At 64.3% G+C, this 19,578-nt stretch carries 17 protein-coding genes; 5 read left to right on the top strand and 12 right to left on the bottom strand.

Annotation, left to right across the window (positions count from 1 at the left end):
- Nucleotides 1-7 precede the first annotated feature (7 nt).
- From C8J98_RS12510 to C8J98_RS12500, 3 genes are read right to left on the bottom strand one after another with little or no spacing between them, the layout of a single operon-like run.
- Nucleotides 8-625, bottom strand: a complete 618-nt coding sequence (locus C8J98_RS12510; protein ID WP_158272694.1) for a PAS domain-containing protein — start codon at nt 623-625, stop codon at nt 8-10.
- A gap of 53 nt (nt 626-678) precedes the next feature.
- Nucleotides 679-1,386, bottom strand: coding sequence for a DUF899 family protein (locus tag C8J98_RS12505; RefSeq protein WP_107913529.1), 708 nt, complete (start codon nt 1,384-1,386; stop codon nt 679-681).
- 15 nt (nt 1,387-1,401) lie between these two features.
- Nucleotides 1,402-2,061, bottom strand: a complete 660-nt coding sequence (locus C8J98_RS12500) for a glutathione S-transferase family protein (RefSeq protein WP_107913528.1) — start codon at nt 2,059-2,061, stop codon at nt 1,402-1,404.
- Between the two features lie 132 nt (nt 2,062-2,193).
- Here C8J98_RS12500 and C8J98_RS12495 point away from each other — a divergent pair, with 132 nt between their 5' ends.
- Together C8J98_RS12495 and C8J98_RS12490 are read left to right on the top strand one after the other, a co-directional pair.
- The gene (locus C8J98_RS12495; RefSeq protein WP_158272693.1) at nt 2,194-3,408 is read left to right on the top strand and encodes an NAD(P)/FAD-dependent oxidoreductase; all 1,215 of its coding nucleotides are present in this window, start codon (nt 2,194-2,196) and stop codon (nt 3,406-3,408) included.
- A gap of 77 nt (nt 3,409-3,485) precedes the next feature.
- Nucleotides 3,486-4,523 carry a L,D-transpeptidase gene (locus C8J98_RS12490; protein WP_233260218.1) on the top strand — a complete coding sequence of 346 codons (1,038 nt, stop codon included), beginning with the start codon at nt 3,486-3,488 and terminating at the stop codon, nt 4,521-4,523.
- Nucleotides 4,524-4,543: 20 nt separating this feature from the next.
- On the opposite strand, the gene C8J98_RS12485 is transcribed toward C8J98_RS12490, so the two are convergent.
- From C8J98_RS12485 to C8J98_RS12460, 6 genes are all read right to left on the bottom strand, one after another.
- Nucleotides 4,544-5,446 carry a LysR family transcriptional regulator gene (locus C8J98_RS12485; protein ID WP_107913526.1) on the bottom strand — a complete coding sequence of 301 codons (903 nt, stop codon included), beginning with the start codon at nt 5,444-5,446 and terminating at the stop codon, nt 4,544-4,546.
- A 112-nt stretch (nt 5,447-5,558) separates the two neighbouring features.
- Nucleotides 5,559-6,326, bottom strand: coding sequence for a hypothetical protein (locus C8J98_RS12480; RefSeq protein WP_158272692.1), 768 nt, complete (start codon nt 6,324-6,326; stop codon nt 5,559-5,561).
- Nucleotides 6,327-6,439: 113 nt separating this feature from the next.
- Nucleotides 6,440-6,898, bottom strand: coding sequence for a hypothetical protein (locus tag C8J98_RS12475; protein WP_107913524.1), 459 nt, complete (start codon nt 6,896-6,898; stop codon nt 6,440-6,442).
- Between the two features lie 75 nt (nt 6,899-6,973).
- Entirely contained in the window at nt 6,974-8,452 is a 1,479-nt protein-coding gene (locus tag C8J98_RS12470) for an efflux transporter outer membrane subunit (RefSeq protein ID WP_107913523.1), read from the bottom strand.
- Entirely contained in the window at nt 8,449-11,649 is a 3,201-nt protein-coding gene (locus tag C8J98_RS12465) for a multidrug efflux RND transporter permease subunit (protein ID WP_107913522.1), read from the bottom strand. The genes C8J98_RS12470 and C8J98_RS12465 overlap by 4 nt, the downstream gene beginning before the upstream one ends.
- Nucleotides 11,649-12,779 carry an efflux RND transporter periplasmic adaptor subunit gene (locus C8J98_RS12460; RefSeq protein WP_107913521.1) on the bottom strand — a complete coding sequence of 377 codons (1,131 nt, stop codon included), beginning with the start codon at nt 12,777-12,779 and terminating at the stop codon, nt 11,649-11,651. Before C8J98_RS12460 ends, C8J98_RS12465 begins: the two co-directional genes overlap by 1 nt.
- Nucleotides 12,780-13,027: 248 nt before the next feature.
- Here C8J98_RS12460 and C8J98_RS12455 point away from each other — a divergent pair, with 248 nt between their 5' ends.
- The 3 genes from C8J98_RS12455 to C8J98_RS12450 all read left to right on the top strand — a co-directional run bounded on the left by C8J98_RS12455 (nt 13,028) and on the right by C8J98_RS12450 (nt 17,198).
- Nucleotides 13,028-15,214, top strand: coding sequence for a toll/interleukin-1 receptor domain-containing protein (locus C8J98_RS12455; RefSeq protein ID WP_233260217.1), 2,187 nt, complete (start codon nt 13,028-13,030; stop codon nt 15,212-15,214).
- Between the two features lie 42 nt (nt 15,215-15,256).
- Nucleotides 15,257-15,406 (top strand): hypothetical protein, encoded by a 150-nt coding sequence (locus C8J98_RS22050; protein WP_158272691.1) that lies wholly within the window; start codon nt 15,257-15,259, stop codon nt 15,404-15,406.
- Nucleotides 15,407-15,512: 106 nt separating this feature from the next.
- On the top strand, nt 15,513-17,198 hold the full coding sequence (locus C8J98_RS12450) for a DUF4231 domain-containing protein (protein WP_107913520.1): 1,686 nt from the start codon (nt 15,513-15,515) through the stop codon (nt 17,196-17,198).
- A gap of 6 nt (nt 17,199-17,204) precedes the next feature.
- On the opposite strand, the gene C8J98_RS12445 is transcribed toward C8J98_RS12450, so the two are convergent.
- The 3 genes from C8J98_RS12445 to C8J98_RS12435 are packed head-to-tail and all read right to left on the bottom strand — an operon-like array spanning nt 17,205 to nt 19,550.
- Nucleotides 17,205-18,977 carry a GGDEF domain-containing protein gene (locus tag C8J98_RS12445; RefSeq protein ID WP_233260235.1) on the bottom strand — a complete coding sequence of 591 codons (1,773 nt, stop codon included), beginning with the start codon at nt 18,975-18,977 and terminating at the stop codon, nt 17,205-17,207.
- Between the two features lie 2 nt (nt 18,978-18,979).
- Nucleotides 18,980-19,282 (bottom strand): hypothetical protein, encoded by a 303-nt coding sequence (locus C8J98_RS12440; protein ID WP_199229903.1) that lies wholly within the window; start codon nt 19,280-19,282, stop codon nt 18,980-18,982.
- A gap of 46 nt (nt 19,283-19,328) precedes the next feature.
- The gene (locus tag C8J98_RS12435; protein ID WP_107913519.1) at nt 19,329-19,550 is read right to left on the bottom strand and encodes a hypothetical protein; all 222 of its coding nucleotides are present in this window, start codon (nt 19,548-19,550) and stop codon (nt 19,329-19,331) included.
- Nucleotides 19,551-19,578: the final 28 nt, after the last annotated feature.

The raw sequence follows: 19,578 nt of genomic DNA, 5'->3' as shown, positions 1-19,578 counted from the left end.
GCCTTCGCTAAGTCGCCTCGCGCACTGCCTTGAGTGTCTTGTACAAGGTGGCTCGCGACAGGCCGAGTAATTGTGCGATGTACGTCGCCGCGTGGCGTACATCGAACAGGCCACGTTCCTCAAGCAGGGTGATGAGAGCTTCGCGATCGACGATGCCCATGGCCGCAAGTGTGGTCCCGCGGTTCCCCAGGAACTGACCGGCGATATCGTTGACCTCCTCTCGCCAGTCGTTGCGGAAAAGCGCGGCTGGCCTTGGTGCGGATTCGGCGAAACGCAGGAAGTCCTTCGACAGGGAATGCATGGCTTCGAACATGCTCACGTCCACATTGATACAGAGCAGGCCGATGGGCTTGCGACGGCCATCGCGCAACACGGCCGTAATCGACTTCAGAGAACGGCCGTCCGCGTTCGTCTTGGGGTAGGGGCCGATGACCGCATCGTCGAGCGAGACGAGATCGTCCAGCTCGGCCAGCGAATTATCGCCCGCCTTTCGTGGCGACATACGATTGGCGATATGACGGATCGTGCCGCTGCCGAGGTCGTGGATCACCACCTCGGCATGGGGCTTGAACACCGTGGCTATCGCGTCGGCGACGGGGATGTAGGGAGCTAGGGAGTCGACCATTCGGCGATGATCGCGGGCGAGATACGGATTGTCCAGAATGGACTTCCTGTTTTTCAGCCCGGGTAGTCGAGGCTCGGATACCATTTTGGCCTCCGGCCTTCAGGCGTAGCATCCAGCACGGTCCACAGCGGCATAGGATCGGGCGCGCCACGGGGATCCTGCCCGGCATCAGCGGACTCGCCGCCCATCTCACCCGCCCAGAACAGACGGATCGTGCCGTCACGCCGCGTGAAAACGTTGAACGCCGGGATGTCGCTGCCGTCATCGGCGATGGCGTGGTAATCACGGCTGAAGTTGCCGTTGAGGTCTGAATAGAGCTTGAGGTGTTGCCAGCCACGCTCTTTCTTGAACGCCAGCAGCTTCGCAAGGGGTGAGCGCGCCACCACGGCCAGCGCAAAATTCTGTTCCATATCGCGTGCTTCGCCGTCCCACGAACTCAGCAGCGAGGTACACATCGGGCACGGACGCTCGCGCTCGGGCCCGAACATATAGCTGTAGACGACGAGCGTCTGCTTGTCGCCGAACAGGCCGGCGAGATCGACGGGACCGTTCACACCTTCGAACCGGTAATCGCCACGCACTTCACCACCGGGTGGCAGCGCACGGCGCTGGGCAGCGACACGTTCGATGTGTCGCCGCAGTTCGATCTCTTCGGCCAGGAGCGCGTTGCGAGCACTGCGGTACTCGGCACTCTCGTTCGGCATGCGGACAGTGTTGCGGCTCGCCAGTTCGCTGGCGGCAGTGAGCAGTTGGCTGTTCATACGGATTCTCCGGGATCAGTCGCGGTCGGGCGCGCCGAGAGGAAACAACGGGCGGTACGGACGGGCCTCGTCGACAGCGCGGGCGAATGAGGGGCGCCCGAGAAGGCGCCGACGGTAGGCGTGCACATGCGTGAATGCTTCGGGGATCGGGTGCGTCCAGTCGGCGTAGAACAGGAACGGGGCCGCGCCGCAGTCCGCCAGGCTGAAGCGCTCGCCGGCCGCCCATTCGCGGTTGACCATCACCTTGTCCAGCCACGCATAGGCCGTGTCGAGCATTTGCCGGCAATCGGTCACGCCGCAGGGATCGCGCTGGCCGCCGGGGCGCAGGATGTCGAAGACGATCCGTTGCTGCGGCGTCGAGATGTAGTTGTCGAAGAAGCGGTCCATGGTACGGACCTCGAGTGCGGCCTTGCGGTCTTCGGGCAGCATCGGCGCCGGACCGGGGTGGTAGAGGTCCAGGTATTCGATGATGGTGCTCGCCTCGGTGATGGTCCGCTTGCCGTCAACCAGGATGGGAAAGCGCCGCAGTGGCCAAAGATCGGCGAACTCCGCGTAAATTTCTGGTTGCTCCGGCGAAAGCATCTTCCATTCGAACGGCGTGCCATTCTCGTAAATGGCGACGAGGGCTTTCTGGCAGTACGACGAGAACGGGTGGGCGTAGAGTTTCAACGGCATCGCATGCACCTCGATCGGGGACGTGAAGACGGGGTTCTTCTTCACGTCGAACGGGAAGCGGGCATTTCGACACGCGGCAGGCGTCGCCGCTGGATCGGTCTTGCTATCCTCCTGCGAAACGGAGGATCACGGATGAAGGTCGCCATCGTAGGCTACGGAACGGCAGGGCAGGCAAGTGCCATCCTGCTTGCCGCGCAGGGACACGAAGTCACGGTTTTCGAGAAAAGCCCGTCGCTGGGGCCGGTCGGCGCAGGTTTCCTGCTGCAACCCACCGGGATCGCCGTGCTCGACCGGATGGGTCTTGCCGAGAGCGCCATGGCCCTGGGCCAGCGGATCGACGAGCTTCATGGCGCCACGCCGCGTGGTCGCCCGGTCATGGCCATGCGCTACCGCGACCGGCGCGCCGATTGTTTTGGCCTGGGCATGACCCGTGGCGCGCTATTCGAGTTGTTGCGCGGGGCGCATCACGAGGCTGCCCAGGTGCGCACCGGCGTGTACATCGCCGGTTATGACGCCGCCACGCGTTCGGTGGTCGATCATGAGGGCACACCACATGGTCCGTTCGACCTGACCATTGCCGCCGATGGCGCGCACTCGGTACTGCGCTCGCGCTGCGAGAACCAGGTCAGCCGGGAGAAGCTTTACCCGTGGGGCGCGGTGTGGTGCCTGTTGCGTATCGACGACTGGGCGACGCCGACGCATCTTCTGCAACGGTATGCGGGCACCCGCGCCATGGTCGGCATGCTGCCGGTCGGCACGCGTCCGGGCCACGAGGGCCGCTGGCTGACGTTCTATTTCAGTCTGCCGGGCGACGAGGTCGATGTCTTCGACGACCTTGCCGTCGCCGCAATGAAGACCACCGTGGCCGGTATCTGGCCCGAGCTCGCTCCGCATATCGCGCATCTCGAACACTCCGAACAGCTCAACCGTGCCCGCTATCGCGACGTGGTGCTGCGCCGGCCGCACCACGACCGTCTCGTCGTCATCGGCGACGCCGCGCACGCCATGAGCCCGCAGCTGGGGCAGGGCGTGAACATGGCGTTGCTCGACGCCGCGGCACTGGCCGACGCGTTGCGCGAACATGACGATCTCGACCACGCACTCGATGCCTATCGACGCCAGCGCCATGGCCACGTGCGCATCTACCAGCGCATGAGCCGCTGGCTGACACCCCTGTTCCAGTCGGACCGTACCGTGCTCGGCTGGTTTCGTGACGTGTTCTTCGGCCCGCTGGGCAAGACGCCCGGCGCGCGTGGGCCGATGTTGAGCATTCTTACCGGGGAGGCGGGCCATCGGCGCACGCCGCGCGGCGAGGATGTGCAAGCGGAGGAGCTCCCCGCTCCGTAGGATGCGCAAAAACCATACTCGCGCGTGCGGCCGTACTCGGTTTACGCTCAGTGCGAAGGGGAACATCGGAGATCCGGATGAAACGCGTTGTCGCTGCCGTCGTACTGTTCGTATCGCTTTCCACGGCGTCGTTCGCCGCCAATCCCGTTCCGGTGTGGGGGGCGAAGCAATCCAGTCCCTCCGACACCCGGCCGGGCGATCTCAAGCCGGGCCAGTGGATCTGGGGCGGCCGCGGCGCCTCGCCCGGCCCGATGGCAGTGATCGTAAGCATCACCGAGCAGCGCGCCTACGCGTACCGCAACGGCATCCTCATCGGGGTGACCACGGTGAGCACGGGCAAGAAGGGCCATGAAACGCCCACCGGTGTGTTCACCATCCTGCAGAAGGACAAGGACCACCACTCCAAGAAGTACGACGACGCCCCCATGCCCTACCAGGAGCGCCTGACCTGGGACGGCGTAGCGCTTCACGCGGGTGGTCTGCCCGGGTATCCGGAATCGCACGGCTGCGTGCACATGCCCACCGAGTTCGCACGCCTGCTGTTCGACGCGACCAACATGGGCATGACCGTGGTCGTCGCCGAGCAGGGCACGGCGCCGGTGACGGTCGTGCATCCCAGCGCGGTCATCCCGATCGATCCGCACAACGGTAGCGACCTGCCGCTGGCGCCGCTGGCCGACGGCGTGCCGTATCGCTGGAACCCGGACGCCTCGCCCACCGGTCCCATCTCGATGGTACTCAGCGTTGCCGATAGTCGAGTCATCGTCTTCCGCAACGGCATCGAAATCGGCCGCAGCCGCGTCGAGGTGAAAGATCCGCTGGTTGGCACGCACGCCTTCATCGTCGCCTCCGGCTACATGCCCGACGCGCCGCAGCGCGCCGGCCTGCAGATGCCCAACTGGATCACCATCGGTATTCCCGGCCATGGCGACGAAGCCGGCAAGGTCGTGGACGAAGCGCTGGTTGATCGCGTCTCCGTGCCGCGCGAGTTCATGGAGAAGATCGTTCCCCTGCTGGCGCCGGGTTCCGTGCTGCTGGCCACCGACGAAAGCGTGCAGCCGGAGACCACGGGCGGCAAGGTACAGGTGATCGATTCGAATCCGCCGGGTGTCTGAGTCGGCGGACCGCTGCGCGGTCAGTGATCGAAGCCGCTCTCGCCAATGGATTCGACCAGATACGTCACGAGTGAAGCGATGCGTGCGGAGATCGCTGTATTGCGGTAGTAAACGGCATTGATCGGCTGGCGGAACTCGACGGTGTGTTTCGCCAACACCTGCACCAGCCGGCCCGTATCGCGATCATCGCGTGTCATGAAATCGGAGAGACAGACGACGCCGTTGCCCTCGATCGCCAGTTGCCGGAGGGTCTCTCCGCTTGAGGCACTGATCGTCGGCTTGATGTGCACGGGCTGTTTCTTCTCGTCGAGCAGGGGCCAGTCGTTGAGCGTGTCGGGCTCGGTGAAGCCGAGCAGCGAGTGCTTCGACAATTCCGACACCTTGCGCGGCATGCCGCGCGCCTCCAGGTACGCGGGACTGGCCAGGCAACGAATGCGACTGCTGCCGATCGGTCGCGCATGCAGGGTGGAGTCCTTGAGCCTGCCGATGCGTAACGCCACATCCGTTCGCCGTTCAAGCAGGTCGATGTAACCCTCGCTGCTGTGCAGCTCCAGGTCCACGTCGGGAAAGCGCTCGCGGTAGCCGGCGATGAGAGGCACCACCACGTGCAGCATGAAAGGCGACGCGGCGTCGACCCGTAGACGGCCTGCCGGGCTGCTGCGTCGCGTGGCCATCTGCTCTTCGGCATTTTCCACCGCGGCGACGATATCGCGCGCGCGTTCGAGGAATGCTTCACCTTCGTCCGTCAGCTCGATACGTCGCGTGATACGACGGAGCAGGGTGGTTTTCAGTTTCTCTTCCAGGCGGCCGAGCGTGCGACTCGCCGCCGACACCGTCTGGTCCAGCTGCTGCGCCGCCTTGGTGATCGAACCGGTATCGACGACGGCGATGAAGTTCTGGATCTCGTCGAGGGTGATGTTCATCGTTGACTTCAGCGCGAATGTATTCCGCTTATACGCGGCTTTCTGCGCAAAGGTAAAGCATCGCCGCTGAAGCGGCTCCCACAGCGACGGGTGCTGGCAAGTGTCAATCCTTTCACGGCAACGCAAGTTCCGTGGCTGCCTGCAGCAAGGGTTCGCCGGATACGCGCAACACGCCGGTATACGGCGCCTCCAGCTCCATGATCAGGAAGATCGAGCCGGAGAAAGCCAGGGCGGCGCAGAACAACACGAGACGAACCGACGCGTTGTGCATGGCGAACGTCCCCATGCCGATGAAGATCAGCACGATCCATGCGGTCACGACGATAAGCAGGAAGGTGGGCTCCGACGATCGCTCGTGCTCCGAGGTCAGGATGCGCTCCTTGCCGAGATCGGACGTGATCTCGAGCGCGCGCCACTGGAACCAGCGCTTGCCTTCGGTATCCGGGTGCAGCGCGAGGATCGATGCCTGCAGCTCGGTGATCAGGCTGAGGCTGGTATGCGGAAGGCGGAACACCACCTTTTGCATCTCTCCATTGGGAGCGACGCGCTCGGTGGCGTGAGCCAGGAAGGCACGAACGTCCGTGCGAATCCGGGCGGTCTCAGGGCCGTAGCCGGAGAGTGCGCGGTCGAGCAGGAGGATCGATGTGGAAACGCCGACGATGTCGTCATTGGCGCGGTCGAAGGTAGCGCGTGCCGAGGTGACCATGAAGCCGAGCACCAGCGCGGCCAGCGTAGCCATCATGCTGATGCCGAACTGCGCGGATTTCTGCGCCTCGTAGACGAGGTGTTCCTCCGGCATGCGCCGGGAGATCCAACCGCCCACGAACAGGCTGCCGCAGGCCAGCACGAGCACGCCAAGCGAAACGACGATCGCATACATCGGTGGCATTCCCCTTGAGGCATCGACGGTATGCCGCGCGCCCTATGGTGGCCGACGTCCGCCCGCATGCCTTCTCGAATACCACGGTTTTTTCGGAAACGAAAGCCGGCTCGTCAGGCGCCGGTGGCCGCCGCGTGTCCGGCGGCATGTTCCGGTGCGGAGCGCACGCTCAGCGTGTACCAGTGCTCCTTGCCCTTGGCGTCGTGATACTTGCGTAGCACCGGCTCGAGGTCGTTCTCCTCGCACCAGGTGACGAAAGGTTTCCACGCGGCGTTATATGGGTGCGTCGGATTGCGGATGTCGTAATCCGGCGCCCAGCGGAATGTCTGCAGGATCAACGCGACCGTGGTGTTCTGGCCCGCGCCAAGCTGGATCGGTTTCACCTCCGTACCGGCGAGGATCCGGGTGGTGAACTGGGTCTTCGCCGTATCGAGAAACTCCTGTACCAGGCGAAGATCCTTCTCGGCGGATGGCCCCTGCTGATTCGCCTGTTGTTCGAGGTCGCGCAGGCAATCGGCCTTCGCACACTTCTCGGTGATTCGAAGCATCGCACCCAACGTCGTTGCAGCCATGGTCGCGGTCTCCCTTAAGCGGATGCGTTCATTATAAGACGGACGTCATTGGAGTAGCCGGAATGCCGCGTCGCATCAATCCGTCGCGGGCGATGCGGTTGCCGCCGGCGCATCGCCCCAGCCACCGCCAAGCGCACGAATCAGGTTCACCGTGGAGGTGGCCTGGATGCCGCGCAATCGCACGGCGGTGAGCCGCGCGTCGAGCACCACGCGCTCCGTATCGATAACATTGAGATAGGCCACCGAACCGTCCTCGTATTGCGTCTTCGACAACTCGGCTGCGCGCGTCGAGGCGGCCACTTCGTCACCCTGCACACGTGTCTGGTTCTCGAGAATACGCAGGTTGGCGAGGTTGTCTTCCACCTCCTGGAAGGCCACCAGGACCTGTTGACGGTATTTGGCGACATTCTCCTCGTATCGCGCCCTGGCGTTGGCCAGATTGCCCTTGCGCACGCCACCGTCGAAAATCGGCAGGTTGGCGGCCGTGCCGACCAGCGGACCAAGAAGGAAGCTGCGGCTCGACCACTTGAACAGGTCGCTGAAGGCGGACGACTCGTAACCACCCGTACCGGTGAGCACGATGGAAGGAAAGTACGCCGCTCGGGCGACACCGATGCGCGCGTTCTCCGCGGCCATGGCCCGCTCGGCGGCGGCGATGTCGGGCCGGCGCTCCAGCAGCGAAGACGGCATGCCCGGTGGAATATGGATCACCACCGGTTCGAGCGGCCGCGGCGCCACCGATAACTCGGACGGCGCCTTGCCGAGCAGAACCGCCAGCGCATGCTCGGACGCCGCGCGCTGCCGTTCCACGGTCATCGCGTCGGACTTAGCCGAGGCCAGCTCGGCCTTCGCCTGGGCAAGTTCCAGATCGCTTACTTCGCCAGCCTCCGCGCGGTGTTGCACGAAGGTCAGTGCCTCGGTGCGCAACTCGACGGCGCGATGATAAACCGCCAGCTCGGCGTCGAGCTCACGAAGGTTGAAATAGTTCTGCGCGACATCAGCTTGCAGAGCCAGTTGTACGGAACGGAACAGGGCCTCGCTCTGCTGCGTATCCGCATGCGCCGCGTGCACCGAGGAAGCGACGCGACCGAACAGGTCCACCTCGTAGGAGATATTGGCCTGGGCCCGCCACACCGTCTGTGCGTCCGGGCGGGGGCTATCGGCGGGCACGCCGAGCGAGTCAGGCGCGTTCTGCTGGCGCGATGGGCCAAACCCGGCAGAGAGGCTGGGGAAGCGCGCCGCACCGGTCACGCCCTCGATGGCGCGCGCCTCCTGCACGCGCGCGGCGGCGGCGGCGAGGTTCTGGTTGGCGGCCAGCGCCTGGCCTTCGAGGTCATCCAGCTGACTGTCGTTGAACACCTTCCACCACTCGCCGCGTGCGGCGTTCTCGGCGGGCACGGCGGTCTGCCATGTGCCCGCCTCGGCGGCGCTGAGCGTCTCCTTGAACGCAGGCGATGGCGCCGCCGGCGGTACGCTGTACTTCGGCGCGAGGGAGCAGCTGCTCAGGCCGACCAGCAACAGGCCCCAGCTGGCGATTGCAGGCACGGATTTCATGTCGGACTCCCCGGGCCGGCGTCTTCGATGCCGATGACGCGCCCGTTCTTGCCGTGTTTGTCTTCCAGAAGATGGCCGCCCGAGAGACGGCGGAGGATCACGTAGAAGACCGGTGTCAGCATCAGGCCGAACAGCGTGACACCGAGCATGCCGAAGAACACGGCGATGCCCATGGCGTGGCGCATCTCCGAACCCGCGCCGGAGGAAAGCACCAGCGGCAACACGCCCATGATGAAGGCGATCGAGGTCATCAGGATCGGGCGCAGACGCAGGCGGCTCGCTTCAATCGCGGCATCGACGATGGAGCGCCCCTGTATCTCCAGCTCGCGGGCGAACTCGACGATCAGGATCGCGTTCTTCGACGCCAGGCCCACCAGCACCATCAGGCCGACCTGGGTGAAGATGTTGTTATCGCCCCTGTCCAGCCACACCCCGATAAGTGCGCACAGAAGACTCATCGGTACGATCAGGATCACGGCCAACGGCAACGTCAGGCTCTCGTACAGTGCGGCCAGCGTCAGGTAGACGAGCAACAGGCTCACCGGGAAGACCAGCAGCGAGGCGTTGCCCGCGATGATCTGCTGGTAGGTGAGGTCGGTCCACTCGAGCTTGAACCCACGCGGCAGCGTTTCGGCAGCCACGCGTTCCACGGCAGCCTGTGCCTGGCCGGAGGAATAACCCGGCGCGGGGCCGCCATTGATATCGGCGGCCGTGTAGCCGTTGTAGCGCACGACGGATTCCGGACCGAAGGTGGTCGAGACCTTGACCAGCGACGCCAGGGGAATCATCTGTCCGTCGACGTTGCGCGTCTTCAGCAGGCCTATATCGTCGGGATGCGCGCGGAACGGCGCGTCCGCTTGCACGCGCACCTGGAACACGCGGCCGAAACGGTTGAAGTCATTGACGTACTGCGAGCCGAGGAACACCTGCATCGTATTGAAGACATCGGTGACCGCCACGCCGAGCTGCTTGGCGTTGTCACGGTCCAGGTCCACCTGCAGCTGGGGCACGTCGATCTGGTAGTTGGAGAAGGTAGGGCCGAGCTCAGGTGCCTTCGCCGCCTTCGTAAGGAAAGCCTTCACCGCGTCGTTAAGCGCCGTGTAGCCCTGCGCCCCGCGATCCTCGATCTGGAACTTGAAGCCGCCCAGCGTGCCAAGACCGAGCACGGGCGGCGGTGGGAACACGGCGATATACGCACCCTTGATAGCGGCGTACTTCTGGTTCAACGCCATCGCAATGGCACCCGCCGACTCGCCGGCCCCGTGGCGATCGGCGAACGGTTTCAGCGCCAGGAACATCACGACCGAACTGGACGAGTTCACGAAGCCATTGATCGACAGCCCCGGATGCTGCACCGCATGGGCCACGCCCGGTTGCTTCATGCCGATCTCGCCCATCTCGCGGGTAATCGCCTCGGAACGGTCCAGTGAGGCGCCATTGGGCAACTGGGCGATGGCAATGATGTATTCCTTGTCCTGCGCGGGCACGAAGCCGCCCGGCACGATCCGGCCCATCATCACGGCGCCGGCAAGCAGCACGACATAGAGAATGAGCATGCCGCCCTTGTGTGCAATGACCCGCGTGACGCCGTGACCGTAACCTTCCGAGGCGCGGTGGAAGACCTTGTTGAACACGCGAAAAAAGCCGCCCAGCCCGCGGTCCATCACCCGGGCCAGCCAGTCTTTCGGCTCGTCATGTCCCTTAAGCAGAAGCGCGGCCAAGGCCGGCGATAGGGTGAGCGAGTTGAAAGCGGAGATCACCGTGGAGATGGCGATGGTCATGGCGAACTGCTTGTAGAACTGCCCGGTAAGGCCGGACATGAAAGCCAGCGGCACGAACACGGCGACGAGCGTCAGCGCGATGGCAATGATGGGTCCGCTCACCTCGCTCATGGCCTGGTAAGTGGCCTCACGCGCGGACAGTCCGGATTCGATGTTTCGTTCCACGTTCTCCACGACCACGATGGCATCATCCACGACGATGCCGATGGCGAGCACCATGCCGAACAGGGAGAGCGCGTTGATGGAATAGCCGAGTAACAACAGTATCGAGAACGTGCCGATGATCGACACGGGCACCGCGAGCAACGGGATGAGCGACGCGCGCCAGGTCTGCAGGAACAGGATCACCACCAGCACCACCAGGCAGATCGCCTCGATCAGCGTGTGGATCACGGCCTCGATGCTGGAGCGGACAAAGGTGGTCGGATCGTAGACGATGCTGTACTCGACGCCCGGCGGCATGTCCTTCTGCAAGTCCTTCATCGCCGCGCGCACATCCTCCGACAGTTGCAGCGAGTTCGCGCCCGGCAGCTGGAAGATCCACATCGCCACGGCCTGCTTGTTGTCGAGCAGGGCGCGGGAGCCGAACTCTGCCGCGCCCAGTTCCACGCGAGCCACATCGCGGACGTGGGTCAACGCACCGTTGGTGCTTTTGAGCACAATGTCGCCAAACTCCCGTTCGGTCTGCAGACGACCCTTGGCGTTGATACTCAGCTGCAGGGGTACCGCTCCGCTCATGGGCGAACCACCGATGACGCCGGCGGCCACCTGCACGTTCTGCTCCCGGATGGCGGCGACGACATCGGATGCCGTGAGATTGCGTTCCGCCAGCTTCTTCGGGTCCAGCCATATGCGCATGGCATAGTCGCCCGATCCCTTGAGCACCACCTGGCCGATCCCGTTGAGACGCTCGAGGCGCTCCTTCACATTGATCAGGGCGTAGTTGCGCAGGTAGGTCTGGTCGTAGCGGGCGTCGGGCGAAATCAGGTGCACCACCAGGGTCAATGTCGGCGACGACTTGATGGTGGTGACGCCGAGCAGTTGCACATCGGGCGGCAGCCGCGGGAGTGCCTGCGACACGCGGTTCTGCACCAGCTGCTGGGCCTTGTCCGGATCGATGCCCAGGCGAAAGGTGACCGTGAGCGCCATGTTGCCGTCGCTGCTGGCCTGGGACTGCATGTACAGCATGCCTTCCACGCCATTGATCTGCTCTTCCAGCGGTGCGGCCACGGTGTCCGCGATGACCTTCGGATTGGCGCCCGGATACGACGCGTAGACCACCACCGACGGCGGCACCACTTCCGGATACTCGGAGATCGGCAGCTGGAACATGGCGATCACACCGGCCAGCAGGATCAGCGTCGAGAGCACCCCGGCAAAGATGGGCCGGTCGATGAAGAAGCGGGAAATATTCATCAGGGGCTACTCGCCACGGCTTCCTCGCCCGCCATGGGGACGACCTTCGCGTGTACCGGGTCGCCCGGATGCACACGCTGCAGGCCGTTGACCACGATCTTCTCACCGGGCTTGAGGCCCGAATCCACCACGCGCAGGCCGTCCACCATCAATCCGGGCACGATCTCGCGGTATTGAGCGTGATCCTTGTCGTCAACCACCAGAACGAACTTCTTCGCCTGGTCCGTGGATATCGCGCGGTCGTCGATCAGGATGGCCGGATGCGCCGTGCCTCCGCCCACCGCCACGCGGGCGAACATGCCCGGCAGCAGCACGCCGTCGGCGTTGTCGAAGGCGGCACGGACGCGGATCGTCCCGGTGGCGCTGTTGAGCTGGTTGTCCACCGAGGCGATCTTGCCCGTGCGCGAGAACGACGTCTCGTTGGCCAGGCCGAGCCGCACCGCCACATCGTGGTTGGCCGCCTGGCTCAGGTACTTCAGGTAGGTCTGCTCGTCCGCGTCGAAGCCGGCATAGATGGGATTGACGGAAACCAGGGTGGTCAGGGGCGGTGAACTGAAGCCGGCCGCGACGATGTTGCCGACCGTCTGCTCCGCGCGCGACATGCGCCCGTCGACCGGCGCGACGATCTTTGTGTAGCCCAGGTTGACCCGTGAATCCTCGAGCGCGGCGTCGGCCGCCTTGACCTCCGCCGTGGCCACGAGAGCGGCGTTGGAGCGGTCGTCGAAATCACGCCGGGAGATCGCATTGCCCTGCAGGAGCTTCTGCGCGCGTTGGGAATCGGCGGAAGTGAACTTCTCATGGGCGCGGGCGGCCGCAAGCTGCGCGGAGGCGCGGTCGACTGCCGCTATATAGGTGCGAGGGTCGATCAGGAAGAGCGGATCGCCCTTCTTCACCATCTGCCCGTCCTTGAAATAGACGGCCATGATGGTGCCCGGCACCTGGGCGCGGATGTCCACATGGTCGATGGCTTGCAGCCTTCCGGAGTAGCTCTGCCAGTCCGTGACCGACTTGTTGACCACCACGGCTACGTCGACCTCGGCCGGTCCGGCGGCGGGTGCAGCGCCGTGGTTGCCGCAGGCGACCAGGACCAGGGCGCAGGCCACCGGAAATATGTAGCTTCTGCCAGGCATATGGATTTTCCCCAACTCCGCGCCGTTGCGAAGGTGCAACGACAACCTGAGTGTCATCTGCCCGTTGGAGGGCTTCTAGCAGCCCTCGGTCGGTTTTTGCAGGAGGGTGCTGCGTGAAGACGCTGTGGAAGCAGCGATAACGCCTGGGTGTGCAAATGACGTGAAAATGTGCGCTGCGTCACATTTCGGTGCTAGCGTGTCGCTTCGGGCCGCCCGGGGAGGCTACCCACGACCTGCGGGGTGCACGCGTGTCGAGCGAAGGTTCCATCGGGCCGGGTTATCGGTACCGCGCCTTCATCAGCTACAGCCACCAGGACAAAGCCTGGGCGGCGTGGTTGCATCGCGCCCTGGAAACCTACGTCATCCCGAAGCGCCTCGTGGGCAAGTCCACAGCCATGGGCGTCATTCCCGCCAGGCTGGCGCCGGTCTTTCGTGATCGCGACGAACTTGCCAGCGCCGACGACCTCGGTCGCACCGTCAACGCGGCCCTTGCGCAATCCGAATGCCTGCTGGTGATCTGTTCGCCGCAAGCTGCGGTGTCGCGGTGGGTCAATGAGGAAGTGCTCTCGTTCAAGCGGCTCGGTCGGGATGAACGGATCTTCTGTCTTATCGTCGCCGGCGAGCCGAACGTCAGTCGGGTCGATGGGCGCGAAGCGGAGGAGTGTTTCGTTCCGGCACTGCGCTATCGCCTGGGCGGCGAGGCCATCGAGCCCATCGCCGCCGACGTGAGGCTCGGCAGTGACGGCAAGCTCATTGCGAAGATCAAACTGCTCGCCGGTATTCTCGACGTCGCATTCGATGACCTGAAGCAACGCGATCTGCACCGGCGCATGCGGCGCGCGATGGCGCTCGCCGTCGTCGCCCTGTGCATCATGACGGTGACGACCGGCCTGGCGATCAGCGCTTTCATCTCTCGCCACGCCGCCGAGCGGCGGCAGAAGGAGGCCGAGGACCTGGTCAGCTTCATGCTCGGCGACCTCAACGACAAGCTGGCCCAGGTGTCGCGGCTGGACATCATGGAAGCGGTGGACGACCAGGCCATGAAGTACTTCCAGGCCCAGCCGATGGACGAAGTCACCGACCGGGCGCTGGCGCAGCGTGCCTCGGCGCTGGAGAAGATCGGCAGCGTGCGCCTGGACCAGGGTCAGCTAGCCGCCGCCATGACCTCGTATCAAGCGGCCAATGCCGTGGCAAAACGGCTGGCCGACGCGGCACCGGCCAATATCGAGCGGCAACTGGCGTTCGCGGAAGTCGGTGCCTTCATCGGCATGACCCAGTGGCGACAGGGCAAACTCGACGACGCGCAGCGGAGCTTCGCCGGCGCACAGACCACGCTGCAACGGGCCGCCGTGCTTGCGCCGGGCAACACGCAGCTTGCCTTCCAGCGTGCCACGCTGGACAACAACATCGGCCATGTCATGGAGGCCCGCGGCGAGCTGGATCAGGCGGCTGCGCAGTACCGGCACATGCTCGCCCAGATGCAGGACCTGGTCATCGGCCAACCGCACAACGCGGACTGGGTCGAGTACCTCGGTTCGGCATACAACAACCTCGGCAAGCTGGCCTTGATGCGCGGCGACCTCGCGGAGGCCGTTGCCCGGTACGGTGCGGATGAGCGGATCCAGTCCGGCCTGTCGGCGGCCGAGCCGAAGAACATGAGCCGGCGCGACAACCTGCTCACCGTACACGCCATCCTTGGACGGACGCAGGCGCTCACAGGTGACACGACGGCCGGCATGGATCGACTCCAGCGTGCCGTCGACATGGCGACGCAACTCGGCGTGCTGGATCCGAGCAACACCGATTTCCAGGAACACGCGGCCCTGTATGCGACACAGCTGAGCCGCTTGCGTCGCCTGAGTGGCGACCTCCCGTCCGCCACGGCGCTTACGGACAAAGCGCTCTCGATCTTCACCGGACTGGCGCGGCACGATCCCGACAACGCGGCCTGGCAGCGTGAGTACGCCGAAGCCCTGGTGGAGCAGGCGGCGCAGCTACGCGAAGCCGGACGGCAGGACGAAGCGCGTGAGCGCGTCACGGCTGCGCTGCACGCGCTCGCGCCGCTGATGGTCCAGCTACCTGACGATCGCTCCACCCTGCTCGCGGGCACGGCGGCACGACTGTCACTGGCCACCGTCACGACCGACGAGCAGGCAGCCCGACAACTCCGCAGCGAAGCGCTGGACAGCGTGCAGACGGCCAGGAGCGGGCAGGGCGATCCCCGCCTGCAGGCGCTGCGTGTCGAGGCGCTGCTGGCATTGCAACGCAAGCCGGATGCGACGGCGGTCATCCAGCGCCTCTGGGCAAGCGGCTATCGCGACCCGGGGTTGTTGCGCGTGTTGCGGAGGGAGCATATCGACTACCCGGTAAACCAGGCATTCCAGCATGAACTGCTCGTGGCCACGGGCGGCGGGCCACCGCAAGAGCGGGAGTAACCAAGCCGTCCCTCATCACCATCCACCCAGTGGGAGAACATCATGTCCAAGCTCGGCAATCAACAAGACCGCGATGAACCGGACGATCCCCTCGACGAAGAAACCGAGAACTCGCGTGAACGCGAGGCTGACGAAGAGCGCGGTGGTGGCCCGTCGAGGGTGACCACGAACCCGGGCATCAAGAACACCTGAGCCTATGAGGCAGCGCACCGATCCAGGCGGCAGGGACCCGATCGGTTCCATCGGTGGTGGCCGGCAACGGCCGCTGCCTGGGATTCCCATGGCCGGGCAAGCTGCCATGACCCCACTGGTCGTCGGCGTTACCAGCCATCGGGATATTCCCGTTGACGAAGTAGAGCCCCTCCGCGAGAGCGTGCGCGCATTCTTTGCCCAGCTTCGCGAGGCATTTCCCGAGCTGCCGCTGGTGGTGCTTTCGGCCCTCGCCGAAGGCGGCGACCAGTTGATCGCGGAAGAAGCACTGGCCGCCGGCGCACGCCTGATAGCGCCCCTGCCGTTGCCGCGAGCGCTGTACGTCGACGACTTCGCGACACCTGCCGTGCGCGCGAACTTCGAAGCATTATGCAGTCGTGCCGAAGTGGTTCTGCTTCCGCGGCTGATGGAACAGCCCCACCATGTGATCGGTGCGCATGGTGCGGCGCGCGACCGCCAGTACGCGAAGGCTGGCGTCTACATCGCCAGTCATTGCCACGTGTTGCTGAGCATATGGGACGGCAATGGAGCGGCCGGACTCGGCGGAACAGCACAGATCGTGCACTACCATCTCACCGGCGCGCCACCGGGCCTGGTCCTGCGACACCCTCATTCGCGACACATACTCACCGGCAGCGATGAGAGCCTGCTGTATCACATCGTCTGTTCGCGCGAGGGCGACGGCCCGGCACCGGGCCTCCAGGCGATGCAATCAGGCTGGCGAAGCGCAGAAGACATGGCGTTCCACGCGACGTTGCCAGACGACTTCCGCCTGATGTTCTCGCGCATGGCCGAGTTCAACAACGAATGCGCGCGTCACGCGGAAGCCATCGATGAAGCTCCGCGCGAGATGGCCGGGCCACCGTCGGGTGCAACCGCGGAGATCGACCGGCTGTTTCATGCCGCCGACTGGCTGGCCGTGCATTTCCGCCGCCGCGTGATCATGGCGATGCGCCTGACGTACACGCTGGCCGGCCTGATGGGTATCGCGTTCACCTTCTATGCGCATCTGCCGGGCAGCAACTTCCTGATCTACCTGTTCCTGGTGATGTTCGCCACGGGCGGAATCGTCGCCACACTCGCGCATCGTCGTGGCTGGCATCGCAAATACCTCGATTACCGCGCCCTCGCCGAAGGCTTGCGTATCCAGTCCTGCTGGCGCCGTGCCGGTATCGTCGCCAGCGCGGACCACGAGTTCGCACACGATAACTTCCTGCAGAAGCAGAACATCGAACTGGGCTGGATACGCAACGTCATGCGCGCGGCCAGCCTCTATCCGTCGACGCATCCCGAAGCGCCGACCACGGCCGCGCTCGCGGAGGTCATCGCCGAGTGGGTGGGTGAATCGGGCAAGTCGGGCCAGCTCAATTACTACGAGCGCAAGAGCGCCGAACGTAGCGGCGTGCACCACATCACCGAAACCATCGGGCGTGTGAGCCTGTGGGGTGGCGTCACCATCAGCGTCTTCCTGGCCGCCTTCGCCCTGAAGCTCGATGAGGAAGCCAAGGTGACCCTGGTCACCCTCATGGCCGTGCTATCGATCATCGCGGCGGTGCGCGAGGCGTACTCCTACCGCAAGGCGGACCGGGAATTGATCCGGCAGTACCGCTTCATGCAACGCATCTTCGCCAGCGCGCGAACGGCCCTGGATGGCACGCAGGATCCCGCCCAACAGCGGGCCATTCTTCTGTCACTGGGCGATGCCGCCCTGACGGAGCACGCGGAATGGACATTGATGCAACGCGAGCGGCAGGTGGAGCACAGCAAGCTCTAGCACGACTCAAGCCGCGGTGAGCGTGTCGTTCTCGGCATCGGTGACAACACGATTGCGGCCGGCGCGCTTGGCCCGGTACAGCGCCGTGTCTGCCTCGCGGCACAGACGCGCCAGAACGTATCCGCACCTGTCGGTGGAGGCGACGCCGACGCTGACCGAGAGCGGGACGATACGGCCGTCGTCCGTGACCGGACTCGCTTCGATCGCGACGCGCAGGCGTTGGGCTGTCGCTACCGCCTGGCTGCTCGAGCAACCGGCGAGGAGGATGCCGAACTCTTCGCCGCCCAGGCGGCCGAACAGGTCGCTCGGGCGCAGGTGCTCCTGGAGAACGGCCACGGTGTACTGGAGCACGATGTCACCCATGGCATGGCCATGCGTGTCGTTGACCTGCTTGAAGTGGTCGAGGTCGATGGAGATGAGGCAGGCGCTGCCAACCTTCTTCTCCTGAACACGCAGCATCCGCTCGGCCCCGCTCATGAAATGCTGGTGATTCAGGATGCCGGTCAGGCCGTCCAGCGAGGACATCCTCTTGAAGCGAAGTTGCGAACGCTTCACCCGGAACAACAGCAGTCCGATGGATGCCAGGACCACCAGGAGCAGTGCGATGTAGAGCCGGCCCGTAGCCACCGTGTTCGCGTCGAGCGCCTGTTGCAAACGGAGGATGCGGTTCTGTCTGCTCAGGCCCTCCGTTGCGAGAGTCTGCACCATCTGATGTTGCTGACTTACCTGATAGGCCAGGCTTCTGACGCCGACATCATTGAGATAGCCCTTGTCCTGAGCCACAAAGTGTTCGTAGTACGACAGAGCGGTGACGGCATTTCCCTTGCGCTTCTCTACCCGGTAGAGAATTTCATAGGCCTCCCTGAGCCAATCGCTGATGTCGTTGGGACCGTTCATGGCCACAAGAGCCAGGGCCGCCTTCTTCGCCTCGCTGTCATTTCCCAGCTTTTCATAGGCCTGGGCACGCTGTAGCTGCGCGGACAACTCGTTGGGAAAATAGTGGTTGATGCGAATGCTCGGCTCGATGCGATCCAGCAGAGCCATGGCCTTCTGGGGTTGTCCTTCTTCGAGTAAGAGGGTTCCCATGAGGAGCAGGGCACTGTCGGTGGTCACCTTCTCCCGCCCAGCGGCGCAGGTATCGACAGCCAACCGCAACTCAGGGCTCGACGATTTCAGGCGCTTTCCGCTGAAGAGCGCGGCCGCCTTGTACCAGACGGCCCGGCATGCGGTTTCGCCCGGGGGGACCGCGTTCTCGGCCATGTCGGCGTATTTGAAGGCGAGGTCGGGTTGGCCCGCAAAATTCATCATCTGGGACAGATTGGTAAGCAGCGTGGCTCGCGCTAACGGATCGGTCACCGTGGGAAGCGTCGTCGCCAGGCGATTAGCCAGCGCGAACGCCTCCTCATAGCGGCGATTGAACGCCAGGTTGCTGAGAAGGAGCGCCGATGCCTTTGTAACAAGGGTGGTGTCGCCGGAATGCTTGATGATGTCGTCGAACTGGACCTCCGACTTCGAGTACTCGCCCTCGAACATCGCTTCCCATGCGTCGAGGTAACGCAGGCGCCATTGATCGGCAGTGGTCAGGCTGCTCGATTCAGAATGGATCTGATGCAGGCGCTGGACAAACTGTGGATGGTCCTTTGTACGCAGGCTTTCGGTGTCGTCCAGGAATCGGGTGTGGTCGATGTCTGCGTTCGCGAGAGAGGGCTGCACAAGCCAGCAAAGGGCCAGGACCGCGATAGCGGTCCTGGCCCGGATGCGGCTTGGCAGCCCCGCCATCACTATTTGGTCGATGATTCGGTGGACGACTTCCCGTCATCCGTCGCCGGAGGCGCGTCCGACTTGTCGGTCTCGCGATTGGGCTCATTTTCCTCATAGCCCGGGCTCTGAGTGGCCTGGGGCACGTCATTGATCTTATTGCCCAGCTCCACGGCAAGCAGCGAACGGTCGCCGGAGGCTACCGCCGCCGTGAGGGCCTCGGAGGCCTTTGCCTGCTGGAGAACGCGTGCAAGCTCTTCGGACGAAGCGTGGCGTAGCGACGCGTCGCGGCCAATGGCCTCGAGTAGTTCAATCGTGTGTGACATGTAGTCCCCTGTTTGTTGTGGCTATGAAAACGCGATTACGAAGATCTCAGGATGTGGTCCCGAAGAAATACTGTGAGACCTGCGGTACGTGCATGACGGTGTACCCCAGCTCTGCAAAGAGCTCTGAGCTGTCGCCGGAAGCGGCAGCGGAAGTGAGTGCCGGCGAAGCGTGCTCTCGTTCGAGGAATGCGCTTAGTTCGTTCGGCGTCGCATGGCGCAGCGAGGCGTCGCTACCGATCGCTTCCAGCATATCGATGGTATCCAGCATGTGCTTACCCTTCCTGTGGTTGTGGGCG

Source organism: Luteibacter sp. OK325, from assembly GCF_003050935.1.
GTDB lineage: Bacteria > Pseudomonadota > Gammaproteobacteria > Xanthomonadales > Rhodanobacteraceae > Luteibacter.
This window is presented reverse-complemented; position numbering and strand designations above follow the sequence as displayed.